Source organism: Corynebacterium lizhenjunii (genome assembly GCF_011038655.2).
Lineage (GTDB): Bacteria > Actinomycetota > Actinomycetes > Mycobacteriales > Mycobacteriaceae > Corynebacterium > Corynebacterium lizhenjunii.
The window spans coordinates 650665-668455 of sequence record NZ_CP064954.1; the positions used below are offsets into that span (position 1 = coordinate 650665).

18 protein-coding genes and 1 tRNA gene are annotated in these 17791 nt (G+C 61.4%); 8 read left to right on the top strand and 11 right to left on the bottom strand.

Features of this window, described 5'->3' with window-relative positions:
- Positions 1–37: 37 nt before the first annotated feature.
- Entirely contained in the window at positions 38–541 is a 504-nt protein-coding gene (locus G7Y31_RS03060) for an aminoacyl-tRNA deacylase (RefSeq protein ID WP_165008537.1), read from the bottom strand.
- 223 nt (positions 542–764) lie between these two features.
- Here G7Y31_RS03060 and G7Y31_RS03065 point away from each other — a divergent pair, with 223 nt between their 5' ends.
- Together G7Y31_RS03065 and rsrA are read left to right on the top strand one after the other, a co-directional pair.
- Positions 765–1364: a sigma-70 family RNA polymerase sigma factor gene (locus G7Y31_RS03065; protein ID WP_413227985.1), complete on the top strand. Its 600-nt coding sequence runs from the start codon at positions 765–767 to the stop codon at positions 1362–1364.
- Complete coding sequence (gene rsrA / locus G7Y31_RS03070; protein ID WP_165008541.1) at positions 1365–1640, top strand: mycothiol system anti-sigma-R factor; 276 nt, start codon at positions 1365–1367, stop codon at positions 1638–1640.
- A gap of 55 nt (positions 1641–1695) precedes the next feature.
- On the opposite strand, the gene G7Y31_RS03075 is transcribed toward rsrA, so the two are convergent.
- From G7Y31_RS03075 to G7Y31_RS03105, 8 genes are all read right to left on the bottom strand, one after another.
- Entirely contained in the window at positions 1696–2289 is a 594-nt protein-coding gene (locus G7Y31_RS03075; RefSeq protein ID WP_165008543.1) for a hypothetical protein, read from the bottom strand.
- 10 nt (positions 2290–2299) lie between these two features.
- Complete coding sequence (locus G7Y31_RS03080; protein WP_165008545.1) at positions 2300–2911, bottom strand: hypothetical protein; 612 nt, start codon at positions 2909–2911, stop codon at positions 2300–2302.
- A 10-nt stretch (positions 2912–2921) separates the two neighbouring features.
- Positions 2922–3530, bottom strand: a complete 609-nt coding sequence (locus tag G7Y31_RS03085) for a hypothetical protein (RefSeq protein ID WP_165008546.1) — start codon at positions 3528–3530, stop codon at positions 2922–2924.
- A 9-nt stretch (positions 3531–3539) separates the two neighbouring features.
- On the bottom strand, positions 3540–4148 hold the full coding sequence (locus tag G7Y31_RS03090; RefSeq protein ID WP_196823609.1) for a hypothetical protein: 609 nt from the start codon (positions 4146–4148) through the stop codon (positions 3540–3542).
- Between the two features lie 30 nt (positions 4149–4178).
- Positions 4179–4406: a hypothetical protein gene (locus G7Y31_RS03095; RefSeq protein ID WP_165008550.1), complete on the bottom strand. Its 228-nt coding sequence runs from the start codon at positions 4404–4406 to the stop codon at positions 4179–4181.
- Between the two features lie 256 nt (positions 4407–4662).
- Positions 4663–4735: transfer RNA gene (locus G7Y31_RS03100), tRNA-Ala, on the bottom strand.
- Between the two features lie 106 nt (positions 4736–4841).
- Positions 4842–4916: a 50S ribosomal protein bL37 gene (locus G7Y31_RS12060; RefSeq protein ID WP_370513275.1), complete on the bottom strand. Its 75-nt coding sequence runs from the start codon at positions 4914–4916 to the stop codon at positions 4842–4844.
- A gap of 84 nt (positions 4917–5000) precedes the next feature.
- Entirely contained in the window at positions 5001–5261 is a 261-nt protein-coding gene (locus tag G7Y31_RS03105; protein ID WP_165008553.1) for a WhiB family transcriptional regulator, read from the bottom strand.
- 521 nt (positions 5262–5782) lie between these two features.
- Between G7Y31_RS03105 and G7Y31_RS03110 the strand changes: the two genes are divergently transcribed.
- Entirely contained in the window at positions 5783–6259 is a 477-nt protein-coding gene (locus tag G7Y31_RS03110) for a hypothetical protein (RefSeq protein ID WP_165008555.1), read from the top strand.
- Here G7Y31_RS03110 and G7Y31_RS03115 read toward each other — a convergent pair.
- Both G7Y31_RS03115 and G7Y31_RS03120 read right to left on the bottom strand, forming a co-directional pair.
- Positions 6256–7494 (bottom strand): Rv3212 family protein, encoded by a 1239-nt coding sequence (locus tag G7Y31_RS03115; RefSeq protein WP_165008557.1) that lies wholly within the window; start codon positions 7492–7494, stop codon positions 6256–6258. The genes G7Y31_RS03110 and G7Y31_RS03115 overlap by 4 nt on opposite strands.
- Positions 7491–8858 (bottom strand): DEAD/DEAH box helicase, encoded by a 1368-nt coding sequence (locus tag G7Y31_RS03120; RefSeq protein ID WP_165008559.1) that lies wholly within the window; start codon positions 8856–8858, stop codon positions 7491–7493. The genes G7Y31_RS03115 and G7Y31_RS03120 overlap by 4 nt, the downstream gene beginning before the upstream one ends.
- 197 nt (positions 8859–9055) lie before the next feature.
- Between G7Y31_RS03120 and G7Y31_RS03125 the strand changes: the two genes are divergently transcribed.
- From G7Y31_RS03125 to G7Y31_RS03145, 5 genes are all read left to right on the top strand, one after another.
- Positions 9056–9280, top strand: coding sequence for a DUF3107 domain-containing protein (locus G7Y31_RS03125; RefSeq protein ID WP_165008562.1), 225 nt, complete (start codon positions 9056–9058; stop codon positions 9278–9280).
- A 21-nt stretch (positions 9281–9301) separates the two neighbouring features.
- Entirely contained in the window at positions 9302–10312 is a 1011-nt protein-coding gene (locus G7Y31_RS03130; protein WP_165008564.1) for a DUF3152 domain-containing protein, read from the top strand.
- A gap of 29 nt (positions 10313–10341) precedes the next feature.
- A complete protein-coding gene (locus G7Y31_RS03135) occupies positions 10342–11121 on the top strand; it encodes a hypothetical protein (RefSeq protein ID WP_165008566.1) in 780 nt (259 codons plus the stop codon).
- Positions 11122–11183: 62 nt separating this feature from the next.
- Positions 11184–14441: an ATP-dependent DNA helicase gene (locus tag G7Y31_RS03140; protein ID WP_165008568.1), complete on the top strand. Its 3258-nt coding sequence runs from the start codon at positions 11184–11186 to the stop codon at positions 14439–14441.
- Entirely contained in the window at positions 14431–17688 is a 3258-nt protein-coding gene (locus G7Y31_RS03145; RefSeq protein WP_165008570.1) for a UvrD-helicase domain-containing protein, read from the top strand. Before G7Y31_RS03140 ends, G7Y31_RS03145 begins: the two co-directional genes overlap by 11 nt.
- Positions 17689–17791: the final 103 nt, after the last annotated feature.

Genomic DNA, 17791 nt, shown 5'->3' on the forward strand with positions numbered 1-17791 from the left:
TTGCGGCGCCCCAGCTCACGACGCCTGGCCTGTGGGCCTAGTCCGCCACCACGTCCGCGAAGGTCACCTCGAGGACCTGCGGGAGCAACTGCGGGTCCATCTCAATATCCAGCCCGCGCTTGCCGCCGGAGAAAAACACGCTGTCGCACAGCAAAGCGGACTCATCCCACACGGTGGGCAGGGGCTGCTTGTGGCCGAGCGGGGAGATGCCGCCGGGGACATAGCCGGAGGATTTGGCGGCATCGGCAGACTCTGCCATGCACACCTTAGCCACGCCGTGCGCGGCGGCGGCCTTCTTCAGACTGAGCTGGTGCGTCATGGGCACCACGCACACCGCCAGGGCGCGGCGCGGGCCTTTACCGGCGGTCAAGTCGATGACCAGGGTCTTAAACACGCGCTCGGGCTCCACGCCCAGGGCGGCGACTGCGTGCTGACCAAAATTATCCTGCCCGGAGGCAAAGGTGTGGACGGTGTGGGCAATGCCGGCCTGCTCCAGGATTTTGAGCGCTGGGGTAGCAGCGCGCGGGGATTTCTTCGCCATGACAGCGAGTCTAGGCCATTGCTAGCCAGCGCCCGCCTTCGCCGCAAACCCGGCACCGACTCCGTGCGCGCGGGGCCGGTAGAGTAGAAGCAACGTCTGCCGCTGGCCGGCCGGAGTTCTGCTCCCGGCGCCGCGGCAGGAAATGAGTAGCTAATAACGCACACATAAGGAGGAGCACCCGTTCGTGGCTATCGACACTTCCGCAGGTACTTCCGCTGACACTTTGCCATCTGCGCAGTCCACCCCGGACTTTGCGGCCCAAGCCATGCCCCTGCTGGACCAGCTCTACGGCGGGGCGCTGCGCATGACGCGCAACCCCCAGGACGCGGAGGACCTGGTGCAGGAGACCTACCTGAAGGCATTTAATTCCTTTGATTCCTTCACCCAGGGCACCAACCTCAAGGCGTGGATGTACCGGATTATGACCAACACGTACATCAACTCTTATCGCAAGGCAAAGCGGCGCCCCTTCGAGTCTTCCGCGGATGAGCTGACGGATTCCCAGCTCTACACCACGGCGGGCCATGATTCCACGGGTTTGGCATCTGCGGAGGTAGAAGCCCTGCGCGGCATGCCGGACGGGGCGATTTCGGAGGCCATGAATGATCTTCCAGAGGACTACCGCATGGTGGTCTACTACTCCGACGTGGTGGGTTTGGCCTACAAGGAGATTGCAGAGATCATGGGCACGCCCCTGGGCACCGTGATGAGCCGGTTGCACCGGGGAAGAAAACTCCTCCGCAAGGCGTTGAAGGACGTGGCTAAAGAACAAGGCATAGGGTTGGACCACCCTGACATGAACCCGGATGTGGAGGAGAAGTAGATGGAAACTGCCCACGGAAAAAACTGCGGTGCGTGTACCTCCCCAGAAGTCCAGGCATTGTTTTGTGAGCTCCTGGACCAGCGCACCAGCTACGCCCGCGCCCTGGAAATTCGCGAGCACATTGCGCAGTGCGATGAGTGCCAGCGGCGGTTGGAATCAGAAGAGGTTGTCCGCGCTATGGTGCGCACGTGTTGCGGCAAGTCGCAGGCCCCGCAGGAGTTGCGCCAGCGTATCAGCGTGCAGATTACCCGCACCGAAATTCAGTGGCGCCAGTAGGTGGGCTGGGTCAGGGCTTTGAGCTTGCCGATGCCGTGCTTGCTGGTGCCTCGGTCTAGTCGCCCGTGCAGTTTGCCGGACGGAATTCTGACTCCATGTGCTTGAACTCCTCCACCGTTAGTTCCCGCAGCTCCAACTGCGGCGGCCTGCCGGGGTCTTCAGGGTAGGGCACCGGGTTGTAGTAGAGCTTGCCAGGGGCGTGGTGTTGGTAAGCGGCGAGGGAGACCCCGGAAACCCAAGGAACCTTATGGCGGCTGTTCGGTCCCTCTGGGTTGGTGATGGGGGTGACGTAGATTCCCATCCAGGGGTCTTCCATCACGGGGTCGATGACTGGTGGTTCGTGATGAGAAGGGTACGGTAAGGACACGGTGAAGTAGCCTGTTTGTGGTGGGTCTATGGGCAGGATCTGGACGGGTTCGGGGCCTTCGTGGTTAATCCATGGAATGCTTAATTCGAGTGCTTCAATTTCCATATCGCATGCGATGATGTGGACGCGCATGTTGCCGTCATCATCTAGTGACATGGCTATATCGCCCGCCATGCCTGTGTATAGCGAGGCGCCGAGCATGGGCAAGGCGCCACAACCGGTAGCTATGGCCACAGTGAGGGCGGCTGCGCCCGCGGCTAGTGTTAGTCGTATTTTTTTCATGGGGTTCTCCTTAGTCGGCGACGCAGTCAGGGCCGCGATGGGCAGGATTGGGGACATGTTTGAAGTCTTCTACTGTGGTGGTGTTCCAAAGTAGGACGCTCGCTCCCTCGTTTAGTTCTTTCAGGCTCAGACCGGCGTTATAGGACTGATAGAGAACGGTTCCGCGAGGATAAGACTCTAGTTTTTGAAGGGTCACCCCGTCGATGGATGCGAAACCTGGCGGGTATTTCTCCGTGCCGTCATCATGGATATAGGGATATACCCAGAACATGCGGTCTGGTTCGTTCATGATGGTGTTGATGACGTCTGGGTCATTGCCGGTGGGGTAGGTCAGGGGTACCTCGATGTAGCCGTACTGTGGGGTGTCTAGGCGGACAGATTCTTGTTTGTGTGCTGCTTCGGGATAGTCACCGAGAATGGATACACTGACCTCCTGCAGCGGTGCGTAGCAGGCCATGACGTGGATGGTGATTATGCCGTCTTCGCTGAGTGAAATTGCAGCTTCACCAGCGGAGGACAGATTGGCCATTTCGTCCCAACCGGAGAGGTCAATGCACCCGGAGGTCAGCCCCATGGCGAGGAGCACGGCGCTGATGGTGGCGAGGTTTCGGATTCGAGGCATGGTGTGTTCCTTAGTCGGCGACGCAATCGGGCTCACGGTGGTGACTTGGGATATGCTTGAATTCTTCGGAGGTGGTGGAGTTCCAGAGCAGAGGATCCTTCCCGTTCACGAAATCCTCGTCCGTTAAGTGCTCGTCCCAGGTCTGGTGGAGAATAGTGCCGGGTGGATGGGAGCGTAATCCCCGCAGCGTTACTCCGCTGATTGACGGGAAATGCGGGGGATATTTCTGCGTACCATCATCGTAGATGTATGGCTCGATCCAGAACGGGCGGTCTGGTTCGTTCATGATGGTGTTGATGACGTCCGGGTCATTGCTGGTGGGGTAGGTCAGGGGTACTTCGATGTAGCCGTACTGTGGGCTGTCGAGCCGAACGGTCTCTTTTTTGCGTGGGGCTTCTGGGTAGTCCCCGCGAATGGATACGTTGATCTCTTGTAGAGGGGCTTTGCAGGCGATGACATGCATGACGATGGTGCCGTCTTCGCTGAGCGAGATTGCGGTATCCCCTGCGGAGGATAAATTAGCCATTTCGTCCCAGCCGGAAAGGTCTATGCACCCGGAGGTCGGACCCAAGGCGAGGAGCAAGGTGCTGATAGCGGTGAGGTTTCGGATTCGAGGCATGGGACATCCTTAGTTCGCAACGCAATCGGGCTCACGGTGGTGACTTGGGATGTGTTTGAAGTTCTCCACAGTGGTGGGCACCAGTCGTAGGGAGTTCGTGCCGGCTCTTTCTTCTTCTCTAGTTTGCTCGAGGTTGATGGTTTGGTAGAGGACGGTACCGCGAGGATACGATTCCAACATGTGCAGCGTCACTCCGTCTAGCTCCGGAAAATGGGGAGGATATTTTTCCGTCCCATCATGGTAGGCGTATGGATAAGCCCAGAACATGCGGTCTGGCTCATTCATAATGGTGTTGATGACGTCTGGGTCATTGTTGGTGGGGTAGGCCAGCGGAACTTCAATGTAGCCGTACTGTGGGCTGTCGAGCCGGATGAATTCTTCTTTGTATGGGGCTTCTGGGTAGTCACCACGGGTGAATACTTTAATTCTTTCCAGTGGGGCTTTGCAGGCGATGACGTGCATGACGATGGTGCCGTCTTCGCTCAATGAGATCGCAGCATCGCCCGCGGAGGACAAGTGGGCCATTTCGTCCCATCCGGACAGATCGATGCAACCGTACAGGCAAAACAATGCTCCAAAGCTTGTGCCGATGGTGAGCGAGGATCGAAGTGAAAACATGATGAATCCTAACGTGGCTCCCCGGTCCAATTACTCGTAGTTTTCTGCGCCGTTTGGGGTACGCATGCCCCATTCGGCAAAGGGGCCTTCGATGGTGCCGGAGGGTGTCTCGGTGGAGGAAGGGGACTCGGGGGTGGAAGGGGTGGTATCGGGAGGTGGGGCATCGGCAAGTTCTTGCGCGGTGGCAGGCTGTGTAAAGGAGCTAAATAGCAGTGCGGTGCAGATGAGGGAGAGCCAGCGGGGAGAGTGGGGCTTCATGGGAACTCCTTGAGTGGAGGTGAGGATAGTGACATTGTGAGTACTTACGATATATCCTGACTGGGGATTTCGCAGTAGAATCGGGAAAAAATTTTCCTGAAGGTAAGTTAAAGCAGGTCACGGGTACATCCATGTGGCACATGGACGTGGCGTCAAGGGTGGATTGGATAGCGCGGGTTATGCGTGAGGGTGCGGGGATGTCCCCCGGGGAGGCGCGCAAGGCCCAGCAAGGCGGGGCGCTGGAGGGGAGGATTTGTGGAGCATAGGAGAATCGAACTCCTGACCTTCTGCTTGCGGAGCAGACGCTCTACCAATTGAGCTAATGCCCCAGTGGTTGCCACCATACTCCTGGCAATAAAGCGCAGCAAATTGTGATGGCGGCAAGGCAAAGGCAGGGCCCGACCAGTTGAAGATCGGGCCCTGCAGTGCTGCTAATTAAGCGTTAGGACGCTTGCCGTGGTTTGCACCCTTCTTACGGCGGTCCTTGCGCTTACGACCACGCTTCGACATGAGCGGCCTCCTTGCTTGATGGTCAGTGGATAAGGTCCTACCCACTGTAGTGCGTGAACTGCGCCGGTGGGAAATTGGGAGGAATTATACGGTAACGCGAGCGCGGCCACGGCCGCGGTTGCGGCGACGCTTGAGTGCGCGGCGCTCTTCCTCAGACAAACCGCCCCACACGCCGGCGTCCTGGCCGGATTCAAGAGCCCAGTTCAGGCAAGCGGTTGCCACCGGGCAACGGTTGCAGACCAGCTTGGCCTTAGCAATCTGCGTGAGCGCAGGGCCGGAATTGCCAACCGGGAAGAATAGCTCGGGGTCTTCATCGCGGCATACTGCCTTATGACGCCAATCCATAAGTTAACTCTCCTAACAAATCGTGACAGCACGTGACTGTGGCGCACTGGCGTGGGGCCAGTGGGCCTGGGTTATAGATAGGTGCGGGCTGCCGGCTGGCGGGCAGTGGAGCCTGGAGGGGAATCCAGCTGCGTCGCCGCCACCGTGCTAGGGACCGCGAGGTACTAGCCTGCGGCGGTGCCGCGGGCGAGGACCTCTGTGTAAAGAGCTAGCGGACTAGCTCAATGGGGGATACCTGAGAATGTTCCCACGTTTAGAGGCCCTTGGCTAGGGTTCGGGGGTAAAATGTGAGTAACTTCACTGGAACCGGCGGCTGTTGTGGGCGGTGTTTCCGGGTGACAATTCTGGATAAGGGTACCCTAAAATTCTTCTACCAGCGGGTTTAGAAATCGGTCATTGAGTAGGGTGAGGGCGGTAACGTCAAATCTGCAGTTGTCTGCTCTTGCCCCCGCTGGATACTCTGCTGGATACTCTCCGCGCCTGGTCTGGGCAAGGGCCTGGGGGAGCACTAAGCTAACGGTGTGAAAAACAAGTCTGGACAAGTTTCCCCTGCCGGGGTAAGCGAACCGAAGTTGGGTTCTGCGGCCTCCGCGCCGGCCCCGGTGCGACTAGCGGCAGTCATTGCCATAGTGCAATCGCTAGCGGTCATCGGGTTTGGCTGCTTCCTTATCTACCGCGACATTACCCACGCGAGCAATGACTCCATGGTCTACGAAGGCAGCGCACCCGCGCGAGTGGGCACCGGCACGGCGGTGTTCCTGTTCATCTGCTTTGGATTCGTTATTGCTGGCACGTTTGCCATGCTCAAGGGCAAGCGCTGGGGCCGCGGGGCCATCGTGCTGATGGAGTTTATCCTGGCTGCATGCTCATTCCAGATGATGTCGGCGGGTGCCGTAGCACTCGGGGTTGCCACACTGGCCAGCGCCCTGGTAGCGCTGTTTTTGCTGATGTTTGTTCCGGCATCCACGCAGTGGGCCGCAGCGCACTATGGAGGCTAGCTAGCACTTAAGACCACCAGTTCGTTGCCGCGGGCTTCGACAATACTGGTGCCGGCCATGGCCAGATAAACCGGGCCGGTGTAGCCCTGGCGATCCACGGGGATGGTGCGCTCAATATCGCCGGTGGACCAGTCGATGACGGCAATGCCGTCGCGGGTGGGAGCTAGCAGGCGCTCGCCTACGGCTACGCCGGTGCCAATGGCTTGCTCAATGGTGCGCTCGACAGATAGGCGGGTGGGGGAGAGCAAGTGCAGGCGCTCCCCGTCGAACCACGTCATGTGGTGTGGCAGATCTGCAGTGGCGGGAACAAAGGGGCTGGCCGGGTGCTCAGCGGCAGGAGAGGCCGGCACATTGGAGGCTGCAAGTTCTGCGCCTGTTTTGCTGAAGGAACGGATTTGTGGTTGGGGGCCAGGGACGTAGACAGCAGCGGCTTCCTGGCCAATCGCCACTAGGCGCACGCCGGGGCTAGAAATCTCTACATCGGCATCGACTTCAGGGGCACGGGAGTCCTCCGGGGTGGCATCGAGCAGTCGCAGCCACGTGGTTTGGTCGTCGCCGTCGCAGGTTTCCGTAATCGCGAAGGTCTCCTTTCGAGTCAGCGCTGAGCCCAGCACACAGTCCTCATGGGGCTGTTTATTAGGCTCTTGTTTCGCCTCCACAAAGCCGTATTCGACGGTACGCACCAGATCGGAGCGCCACAGCTCTGCACGCTCAGCAGAGACGGTGCCTATACGATCATTTGAGCTAATCGCACTGACTTCGGCGGAATTAATGGCACTGCGCGTGTGGGCGTACTGGCCCGTTTGGGCATCAATAGCCACAACATCACCACAGCCCACCCCGGTGCGATACGTTGCCACCACCCGGCCCCAGGCAACGCCCAGGGAGCACAAGGGGGCATCGGAACGCTCGTAGTGCCAGGCGCGGGTGCCGTCGGGGTGTATAGCACTCACGGTGTCGCCATCGGAGGTGATGAGCAAGCCGTGAGCCACCACGGGGCGCACCACGCCGGGGAGCGGTTGGTTAGGCAGGGAAAGCGTGGGGGTCAAGGCGTTTGGGGCTTGTGCAAGCACCTGGACCTCATCACTGGTGGGAAGGTGTTCCTGGACTAAGTCCGCAGCGTGGATATTGGCGGTGAGTACCGCGCCGCCAACTGCTACGGCGCACACCACGCTCACCGCGCCCACTGCTAGCCAGTGCTTGCGGCCGGTGGCCAAAATTGGGGCCCGGCTCACCGGCGCCGGCCCCGGGAATTGGAGCCGGAACGGGTGCCTGCACGCCGCGGCGCTGGACGTCGCGGCACACTGTGCTGAGCTTGTCCGCCGCGCGAGCGGGACCCAGAGCCGCGGGCAGGTTTAGCCCCGATGGCAGCGGTGGGCGGGCCGACGGTCTCGGGGGCATCGGCAGGGAAGTCGAGGGCAGCGGCAAGCTCAGGGCTGGTGCTAAACCACTGGGGCGGCACGGGCAGGTCCAGACCGTGCTCATCATTGATAATCTGCCATTTGGGCAGCTCATCATAGCCCACCAGCGTCACCGCCGTTCCACTATGTCCGGCGCGCCCGGTGCGCCCAATGCGGTGGATAAACGTCTGGGGATCATCGGGAACCTGGTAGTTGAACACGTGCGTGACATCGTCAATGTCAATCCCGCGCGCGGCAACGTCCGTTGCCACCAGTAGGTCAACGACACCGCTGCGGAAGGCATCCAGAGACTTCTCCCGGTCGGCTTGATCCAAATCCCCGTGGACGGCCCCCACCCGGAAACCCCGCTGCGCCAAGTCTTGGGCCAACATGGCCGCAGAGCGCTTGGTGCGGGCAAAGATAATGGTCTTACCCCGGTTCGGGGCCTGCAAGGCGCGGGAAAGGATGGCCTCCTTATCCAGACGGTGGGCCTGGAAGGTGACCTTCTTGATGGCCTCGTGCGTGGGGGCTGCATCCACCTCTTCTGCGCGCACATGCACCGGTTTGTCCATAAAATTCCGGGCCAGCGCCACAATGGGCCCCGGCATGGTGGCTGAAAACAGCATGGTTTGGTGCGGGGAGGCCTCGATGGCCTTGAGGAGTTTTTCAATGTCCGGCAAAAAGCCCAAATCCAACATCTCATCGGCTTCGTCCAGGACTAGTACCGCGACATTTTCTAAGTTCAATTCGCGCTGGCGGTGGAGATCTATCAGACGCCCCGGCGTGCCCACCACCACGTCCACGCCCTGGTGGAGCTGGGAGATTTGTCGCGCCATATCGTGCCCACCGCACAAAGTAGCCACCCGCACCGGCAGGTAGCGCGCGGCTAGGTCCAAATCCTTGCTCACCTGCACGGCCAGCTCGCGGGTGGGAACTATCACCAGGGCGCGCGGGGTGCCGTCGAGTTCGGCTACGTCGGCATCATCAAAAATGCGGTCCAGCAGCGGCACGCCGAATCCATAAGTCTTTCCCATACCGGTGCGGGCTTGGCCAATCAGGTCGTGACCCGCCAGAGCAATGGGGAGGGTGAGCTCCTGGATGGAAAAGGTGTGGACAATGTCGCGCTCGCGTAGGGCGTCGACAATCTCGGCGGCGACACCCAAAGCGGCGAACGTGGGCTGCTGGTTATTTTGCGTCACCCCTAGATACTAACCCCCGGCCGGGACCGATGGCGAACGTTGGTCAGCCGGGCTTAGCCCCGCTGTGGGCTGGGCGGTAGCCGGGGCGGGCCGGACGTGCCTACAATGAGGGGCACGCTGAGCACAGGGTGCTCGTTTGCTGTTACAGCTCGATTAAGCGCTAGCAGGTGTGCTAGCAGAAAGGCCATTGAGAACACATGGATATTCGCATCGGTTTCGCTGACACTGCCCGGGAGCTCACCTTGCGTGCTACGGGAACTCAGGAGGAACTGACCCGCACCATTAACGCCGCTGTAGACCAAGGCACCACCTTGGAATTGGAAGATGACAAGGGGCAGAAGTATCTGATTCGCACCGACCGGGTGGTGTATGTGGCCGTGGGCCCAGCTAAGGCCCGTACCGTTGGTTTCGCTGGCGCCTAGAGACGCCTAAACTAACTGCACATGAGCACCGATCCCTCCACCACCCCGGGAACTGGGGGCCTGAGCCAGGCAATAGTCCGTTTTGCTCACCGTTATGGGTGGTGGCGGGTAATTGCCATCCCCGTCATGGTGGTTATTACTGTCTGGGTCTGCGTGGATATTGCTCGCGGAGGGGATGCAGGTGCGTCCCAGGCTGGCCAGTCCCAGGGGCAGCACTCGGAGCAGGAGCTTGCTGATTCCCCCTCGTCCCACCCCGGTGCCCACGGTGCTGATGGTGCCCATCCCGACTTACCGGTGGGCCCAGATCCGGCCAGCATGGAGGCTGTGGCGCTGGCTAAGGATGCCCTGCCGCCCGGTGGCCCCATTGCGGAGCGCGGCGAAGGAACGTACCGGGAAGTTGGGGTAGCGGGGGCATCGGCAGGCAAAGCTGGCGCTGATGTTCCGGCAGGCGTAACCCAACGAACAGTGCGCTACGCCATCGAGGTAGAAAACGGGGTAGATACCCGGGCTTATGGTGGGGATGACGCCTTTGCCACCATGGTGGATGCCACCCTGATGGACCCGCGCGGGTGGACTAATGATCCGGCCTTTCGCTTTGAGCACGTGGCGGTGGGCGATAAACCAGATACGATTATCCGTCTGACCTCCCTGGGAACCACGGTCGAGCTGTGCGGCGCGCAGTTAGAGACGGAGACTTCTTGCCATACGACTATCACGGGGCCATCGACGGTGGTGGTCAATGAGGCCCGCTGGGTGCGGGGCGCGCAGCCCTTTGAGGGTGATTTGGGGCGTTACCGGCAGTACCTGATTAATCACGAGTTTGGGCACGCCATTGGGTACGCCGCACACCAACCGTGCGGGGCGCAGGGGGCGCTGGCGCCGGTGATGATGCAGCAGACGCTGAGCATGAACAATGCAGAGCTCTATGCCAAGGATCCGGAGGAAGTTTATCCGGATAATGACCTGACCTGTAAGCCGAACCCGTGGCCGTATCCACGTCCAGACAGTACTGACCCCCATAATCCGCGCTAGGAGTTCGCGCGTAGCAGGAAGGAGTGCCCATGGCGCAACCAGATGAGATAGTTTTACATGCATTTCGGGCAGCGCCCACGGGCGCTACCCCGGCGCAACATGTGGGCTATGCCTGGGACCATGGCTGGCTTATTGGTGGGGTGGTCTACTCCCCGGCGGCAAGTTATGCCAGCTGGTCGGCTAAGGTACGCGAGAAGCTGCACGTGGTGGGGGCGCGCGTAGCCCGCCCGGTGGTAGCGACCAACGGCAGGCATACGGTGGCCGGATGGAAGGCCACCACGTTTGTGCCGGGGAGCCTGTCGCGCCGGGTGGATGAAACCGCGCAGCTGGCCTTGCGGGTAGAAGAAGGTTTGGCGCAGCTGGCTGGCGTGGATATTCTGTCCGGCCGGGATGATGTTTTTGCCGCGGCGGAGAGGGCAGCCTGGGAAGAGACCGGAGAGTGCTATTCGCCGTTGGACCCGGATAATCCGCTGGTAGTGGGGCACGCGGACTTGCTGGCCTGCACTATTTATGACGGTGTGAACCCGCCCACGATTGTAGACATGGTGCCTACTGCGGCGGCGCGTCCGCGCGGGTATAGTGCCGCGCTGGTGGTGGTGGACGGGTTGATTAACGAGCTGGTAGATCCGGGTATTTGTGATCGCTTTGGGTACTTGACGGATTTTGATCAGCTGTTGTTGCGGGCGGTGGCTTATCGCAGGCATGTCAATGACTTGCACCCGGCAGCCAAGGCGAACGTGCGTTCGGATATTGCGCGGGTAGAGGATATGCTTGTGTCCAGGGTGGCTGGCACACTAGAGCAACAATGAGATTGGACGTTAAGACCGGATAGGAATACCGGACTTAAAGGTCGGAATTAAGGAGAGCCCCTATGTCACCTTCTGCCCGCTCAGGCCCCTATGACCCGCATGGTGCGGTACGCAGCGGCGTGATTTTGCCACCCACCCCGCAGGTGCGCCTGGTAGCCCCGCAGGCCCTGGAGCAGCCGCGGCAATGGGAGCAGGACTTACCGCGCACGGGACGCTGGGTGGTAACCGGCGCGGCTGGCAGCGGGGTATCGAGTTTCTTGGTCGATACCGTGCTGGACAAGCTGCGCTCCGGGGCGGACCCTTCCGGAATTTTGGTGGTGGCGGCTTCCAAAGAGTCCGGCGCGCAATTGCGTCGGGAACTCAGCGGCCGACTAGACGATTATGCCGCGCAGACCACCATGGTGCGCTCTGTGCACTCGCTGGCTTTTAGCCTGGTGCGCGCGCATGTGGATGAAGGGTTGCGGCTAATTACGGGCGCGGAACAGGATGTGGTTATTCGCCAGCTGTTGGCCGCCCATGCGGAAGCAGGCGGTGCCTATTGGCCGGAGCCGGTGCGCCCCGCACTCGAATTGGTTGGATTTGCCCGGCAGTTGCGTGATTTCTTGCTGCGCGCTGGGGAACGGGGGCTGGGCCCGGAAGACCTGGAGAGCTTGGGTGCCCGGCATCGGCAGACTATGTGGGAAGCCGCCGGGCAGTTCATGCGGGAGTATGAGCAGGTGATGTCGCTGTCGGGGCGGCGCTCCTTATCGGCTGCAGAAATTGTCTCGGTGGTGCGTGACCATCCGGAAATGACGCAGAACAGCCCCTGGCATACGGTGGTGGTAGATGACGCCCAATTGCTAGACCCCAACGCGGGGGAGTTGATTGCCCGGCTGTCGGAGACGGCGGAACTAACCATAATTGGCGGAGATCCGGACCAGGCGGTGTTCGCGTTCCGGGGTGCGAACTCGCGCTTCCTCACCAGCTTTGCTGAACAACTTCCTGGCGTGCAGACCGTAGAGCTGACCACCCCGCGGCGCACCCCGGCCCCGGCGTGCGTGAGCATTGTAGATTCCGCGCGCACGGCCCAGGATGTGGTGGCAGATAGCGTGCGGCGGCGTCACCTGGAAGATGGCGTGCCGTGGTCGCAGATAGCCGTGGTGGTCCGCGGCGGCGGGGATATTAGCGCAGCACGGCGGGCACTGCTGGCGGCAGGAGTCCCGGTGCACATTCAACCCACAGACGTGGTGCTGGGGGAACAACGCCTGGTAGCTTCCCTGCTGCAGGCCATCCATGCGCTTTATCACGAGCTCAGCACAGCGGAGCTGGAGGAATTGATTACCGGCCCCATTGGTGGGGCAGACCCGGTAACGCTGCGCCGCTTGATTCGCGGGCTGCGCCGCTGGCAACCCCAACAACGCGGTATGGATACGCTGCGTGAGGTCCTGGATGGGCCACTGCCAGACTTTGGCACGCTGCTCACAGGCCGCGAGCTTGCCATTTTGGAACGGGTGCGCACTGTACTGGATGCCGGGAGGGCGGTACGCGACGGCAGCGTGGAAGAAGTCCTGTGGGCAGTGTGGTCAGCAACCGGGCTAGCGGAGCGCCTGCAGGCTGCCGCCTTGCGCGGGGGCGCCACCGGTTCCCAGGCTGACCGAGATTTGGACGCCGTCATGGCACTCTTCGACGCCGCCGGTGACTTCGCGGAGCGCTACCCCCAATTGCCCATGGAGGCCTTCATAGAAGAAATCCTCTCCCAAGACCTGCCCACTGGTGTGCGTGACCGGCGGGTAGTAGCCCCGGAAGCGGTAGAAATCATCTCCGCGCACGGAGCGGTGGGCCGGGAGTGGGACACGGTCATTCTCACCGGCGCCCAGGAAGGCAGCTGGCCATCCTTGGGGGAGACCGGCTCGCTCTTTGGCCAAGAAGACCTCATTGATCTGCTAGACCGCAGTATTGATCCGGACACTCACGTCTCACACCTAAGCGATCGCCTGGCGGAGGAACGCCGCCTGTTCCACGTAGCTACCACCCGACACCGCAACCGGCTTCACATCGTGGCTGTGGATGCGCCTCAGGCGGAGGAAGTCTATGAACCCTCCCGCTTCATTGCGGAGTTCTGTGGCCGGGGTGTGGATCTGCCCGCAACGCTGGCGCGCCGGGAGGCTGCTGCCGCCTTGCGCCGCAGCGCCTGGGCGCGCGAACTTGGCCTTGACGTTCCAGCGGTGATTTCTGCGCAGCGGCTCAATCACGAAGGTGAGTTGGACCCCCTGCAGGTGTCCGTGCTGTCGGTTCCCGCGTTTGTTGCACAGCTGCGCCGGGTGGTCAGTGATGTTAGTGCCGATGGCGTTCAGCGCGAGCAGGCGGCCCGCCAGCTGGCACGTTTGGCCCAGGCCGGGGTGCCGGGTGCCCACCCCGCGCAGTGGTGGGCGCTGACGGTCAGCACGGGTGGTGAGGCCGGGGCGGAAGCTTCTGCTGAGTCTGCCGATGTCCCCGTGGCCGACCCCGCAGAGCCGGGCACCGTGCGTTTACCCAGCGTGTCGCCCTCTAAGGTAGAAAAGCTGCTCAAGTGCCCCTTGCAGGCGGTGCTGGGGGATATTGACTCCGAAGAAGCCACTCCCTTGGCAGCCGTGCGCGGTACTGTGGCCCACGCATACCTAGAAGCACTGGGCCGCGGCGTCGACCCGGAGTTGGCAGAAGAATTAAGCCGCCACACCATGAAGGAGCTGCTAGACGTCCCCGCGTGGAAGCGCGATTATGAGCTGTCGCAGTGGGATAACCTTGTGGAACGTACCCGGCAGTGGGTGGCGGCCACCCGCGGTGTCTATGAGCTGGTGGGCGTGGAGGTGCCGGTGGACGTTACGGTGGCCCCTGGCGTGAAGGTCTTTGGCTATATTGACCGCTTGGAGCGGGAGCGCGGCTCTGAGAACGGTGCCTTAGTGGTGGTGGACCTTAAAACAGGCGCTAGTGTTCCCAGTGCCCAAAGCGTGCAAGAAAACCCCCAGATGGCCGCCTATCAATTGGCGGTGCGCGGCGGCAAGCTGCGGGTTGGTGCTGATAGCGCCCGGGTGATTACTGCCCCTGCTGGACAGACGGGGGAGGAGTTTGGCTCAGCGGTAATGGTTTACCCAGCAGCAGACCGCCAGGGTATTGCCCAGGGAGAGCAAGCCCCGTGGCCGGAGGACGAACTTGCGGAGTTTGCGGGGCAGTTGCCGGGTTTGGTGCATGAACTGCAAGCCGCGCATATTACCGCGCGGGAGAATCCTGATTGTCAGCGCTGCCGGATTTCTACCGTGTGCCCCGTTCGCCCCGAGGGAAGGATGACTACCGATGTCTCTTAATCACTCACAGCAACCGGCTACTCCTGGCGAATTGAGCCCGGAGGCCTTGGCCCAGGCGCTGGGCAAGCCGTTCCCACCTACCTGCGAACAGGCACGGGTGATTAGCGGTGGGCTAGAGCCTACGCTGGTGGTGGCAGGCGCCGGTGCAGGCAAGACGGAGACCATGGCCTCCCGGGTGGTGTACCTGGTGGCCAATGGCCAAGTGCGCCCGGAGGAAGTCTTGGGCCTGACGTTTACCCGCAAGGCGGCCCGGCAGCTTGAACAACGCATCCGCTCGCAGCTCTACGCCTTGCGCGACAGCGGGGTTTTAGATCCCGACTCCCCGGCTGCCCGGTCGTTGGAGAACATTTCGGTCAAGGTGATGACGTATGACTCCTACGCGGGAGAATTGGTGCGGGAGTACGGCCTCCTAGTTCCCGTTGAGCCAGATTCGCGGGTGATTACTGCCGCGGAGCATTACGCGCTGGCGCATGAGGTGGTGAGCCAATGGGAAGGCGAGCTTATTGCTAAGGAGACGGTGGACACGGTGGTCCAGCGTCTGCTGAGCCTGTCAGATTCCTTGGATTCTGTCCTGAGTAATCCGCAAGACGTCGTGGAGCATGAGCGGGACTTCCGCATGGAGGTAGCTAATCTGGAGAAATCCCCCCGGACGAAAGGGGAGTACTCCAAGGACTTAGAAAAGTACCTCTACACCCAGCGGCTGCGCGTGCAGTATCTGCCGCTAGTGGCGGCCTTTAAGGAATACAAGAAGCAGCTGCGGGTAACCACCTTCGGGGAGCAAATGGCGGCAGCGGCCCAGGTGGCTTCCCAGCATCCGGTGGTCGGCCGCCAGCAGCGGGCACGCTACCGCGCAGTGTTGTTGGACGAGTATCAAGACACCTCGCATGCCCAGAGGGTTTTGCTGCGAGAGCTCTTTGGCAAGCAGCACTATCCAGAATTATCCGTTACTGCGGTGGGGGATCCCATGCAGGCCATCTATGGCTGGCGTGGGGCAACGGTAGAAAACCTCGCGGCGTTTGTGGAGGATTTTCCCACGGCGGCTGGGCCTGCTCCGAAGAAGCAGCTAACTACCTCGTGGCGCAACCCGGAGCGGGTGCTGAAGATGGCTAATGCCGTGGCTACTGATGTCTTTGGTGAGGCAAACCGTCCGGTGGAGGAATTGAAACCGCGCAAGGATGCTCCGGCCGGCGACATTCAGTTAGGGTATTTTGCTACCGGGGCACAGGAATCTGCGTTCGTAGCGCAGCACCTGCGCGAGCTCTACCTTAAAGAAGAAGCCACGGCGCAGGCAGAGGGCCGTGCGCTGAAGTTTTCCGCCGCCGTGTTGGTGCGCACTAATGCGCATGCACGTGAATTTGCTGCTGCGTTGACTCACTACGGGGTGCCTAATGAGATTGCGGGGCTTGACGGTTTGCTGTGGCAACCGGAAGTCCAAGACTTGATTGCCCTGGCCACGCTGCTAGTGCGCCCGCAAGAACCCGCCGCAGCGCTGCGCGTGCTGGCCGGTCCTCTGGTGGGGCTGGGGGTAGCAGATTTAAAGGCCTTGTTGGCGCGCGCGAAGAATCTGGCCGGGGCGCAGGCACAGCGCGTGGCGTGGGAGCCGGGTAAGGACCCGGTGGAGCATCTGCGGGAGCAACTAGCAGCGGTAACTCTCGAAGGCCCGGATCAGGTTCCGGGGTTGGGGGACGCTGTGGCAGACCTGGCTGAAAAGGAACGCTATAGCCCGGAGGGCTTGAAGCGGATTGAGTCCTTGGCCGCGCGTTTGCGCCACCTGCGCACCTACTCGTTGGGTAAATCCATCGAAGACGTTTTTGCAGACATTGAGGCGCAGTTTATGGTGCGCACAGAGGTCCTCGCCCGCGGTGATGGTGCTGGCACGGCGCACCTGGACCGCTTTGCAGAAGAAGTTGCCAACTTCCCCGGGCACAACCTGGGTGCGTTTGTGGACTTTGTGGAGCTAGCCCGGGAGCAAGAGCGCGGTTTGAAGATGGGCGAGGTTCCCGCCCGCGCGGATCGCGTACAGATTATGACGGTGCATAAGGCCAAGGGCTTGGAGTTTGAGCATGTGTGCGTGGTGCGTGCAGATTCCTCCACGTATAAGGCGCAGGCGAATACCTTCTTAACCAATGTGGACAAGGTCCCCGGCGACGATGATGTGATTGATGCCGGGGATGCCACCCACAGGGGCGAGTTTGATAAGGCGTGCAAGGAGTTCCTGGCAGCCGATGCCCAGGCTGAGGCCGAGGAAGCGGCGCGCCTGTTCTATGTGGCCATTACTCGTACAGAAACCACGCTAACCATCACCGGATCTGGCACCAATCGAGGCCGCGGCAAGAACAAGAAGGGGCCCTATTTCTACTTGGAGCACTTACGCGCGAAATACCCGGATGCCGTGGTGCACTGGGAGGTCCCCGAAGAGCCGGTAGAGGAAGACGCTGTCTTTATTGGGGGCGGCGTGGGCACCTTCCCAGCGCTGCCGCAGCGCCCGGACGCGCAGGCAGGTGCTGCCCAAGTCCAGACAGCCTTGTCTCAGCTGCCGCCACTGCGCGCGGGAGAGGTTTTCTCCCAGTGGGAACAAGAGGCCACCGCGCTCATTGAGGAATACGCGGCTTTGCAGGCCCCGCAGGTGGACGTGGAGCTTCCCCGGGAGCTCACGGCATCGGACATGGTTGCGTTGCGCACGGACGCCGTGGAGTTTGCCCGCCGGCAACGTCGACCGGTGCCGTTCAAGCCCAATGCCTACGCCAAGCGCGGCACAGCATTCCATGCATGGTTGGAGCAGCGCTTTGGCGCCGCGGCACTGTTGGGTGAAGATGAGCTTCCCGGCAGCGGCGAGCCTCTCCCAGAGGCCACGCTGGAGGAGTTGAAGGCCCGCTTCCTGGATTCGCCGTGGGCGCAGCGCACCCCGCATGCGGTAGAGACTCCCTTCGAGATCACCCTCGGTGGAGTGGTGGTGCGTGGACGCATGGACGCGGTATTCGAGGAAGCGGATGGCAGCTGGCTGGTGGTGGACTGGAAGACCGGCCGGAAGCCTGCACCGAAGGATCTGGCTGCAGCGCAGATCCAATTAGCGGTCTACGCCCAGGCCTGGAAGCGGGTACAACAGCGCCTTCACCCGGAGGGGCAGCCACCACGGGTGCGCGCGGCTTTCCACTATGTGATGAGTAATGAGACTTATGAGCCGGAGCACCTGCCAGATGGTGCAGAATTGGCCGCACTGGTGGCGCAAGTGCCGCTGGCGGACTAAGGTAATGTGCTCCGTCACTAGGCGGCAGTGCGCGCACCGCAGCCAGTGGACAAACTCAAAGGTCGGATTGTCGGCTAGTCGATCGAAGGAAGGTGTGCGACGT

Coding starts and splice junctions, on each gene's coding strand:
- G7Y31_RS03095 (WP_165008550.1), bottom strand. CDS start 4,406: ATGAAGCCCCACTCTCCCCGCTGGCTCTCCCTCATCTGCACCGCACTG.
- G7Y31_RS03130 (WP_165008564.1), top strand. CDS start 9,302: ATGAGCACCGATCCCTCCACCACCCCGGGAACTGGGGGCCTGAGCCAG.
- G7Y31_RS03085 (WP_165008546.1), bottom strand. CDS start 3,530: ATGCCTCGAATCCGAAACCTCACCGCTATCAGCACCTTGCTCCTCGCC.
- G7Y31_RS03135 (WP_165008566.1), top strand. CDS start 10,342: ATGGCGCAACCAGATGAGATAGTTTTACATGCATTTCGGGCAGCGCCC.
- G7Y31_RS03075 (WP_165008543.1), bottom strand. CDS start 2,289: ATGAAAAAAATACGACTAACACTAGCCGCGGGCGCAGCCGCCCTCACT.
- G7Y31_RS03090 (WP_196823609.1), bottom strand. CDS start 4,148: ATGTTTTCACTTCGATCCTCGCTCACCATCGGCACAAGCTTTGGAGCA.
- G7Y31_RS03105 (WP_165008553.1), bottom strand. CDS start 5,261: ATGGATTGGCGTCATAAGGCAGTATGCCGCGATGAAGACCCCGAGCTA.
- G7Y31_RS03140 (WP_165008568.1), top strand. CDS start 11,184: ATGTCACCTTCTGCCCGCTCAGGCCCCTATGACCCGCATGGTGCGGTA.
- G7Y31_RS03080 (WP_165008545.1), bottom strand. CDS start 2,911: ATGCCTCGAATCCGAAACCTCGCCACCATCAGCGCCGTGCTCCTCGCC.
- G7Y31_RS03125 (WP_165008562.1), top strand. CDS start 9,056: ATGGATATTCGCATCGGTTTCGCTGACACTGCCCGGGAGCTCACCTTG.
- G7Y31_RS03060 (WP_165008537.1), bottom strand. CDS start 541: ATGGCGAAGAAATCCCCGCGCGCTGCTACCCCAGCGCTCAAAATCCTG.
- rsrA (WP_165008541.1), top strand. CDS start 1,365: ATGGAAACTGCCCACGGAAAAAACTGCGGTGCGTGTACCTCCCCAGAA.
- G7Y31_RS03145 (WP_165008570.1), top strand. CDS start 14,431: ATGTCTCTTAATCACTCACAGCAACCGGCTACTCCTGGCGAATTGAGC.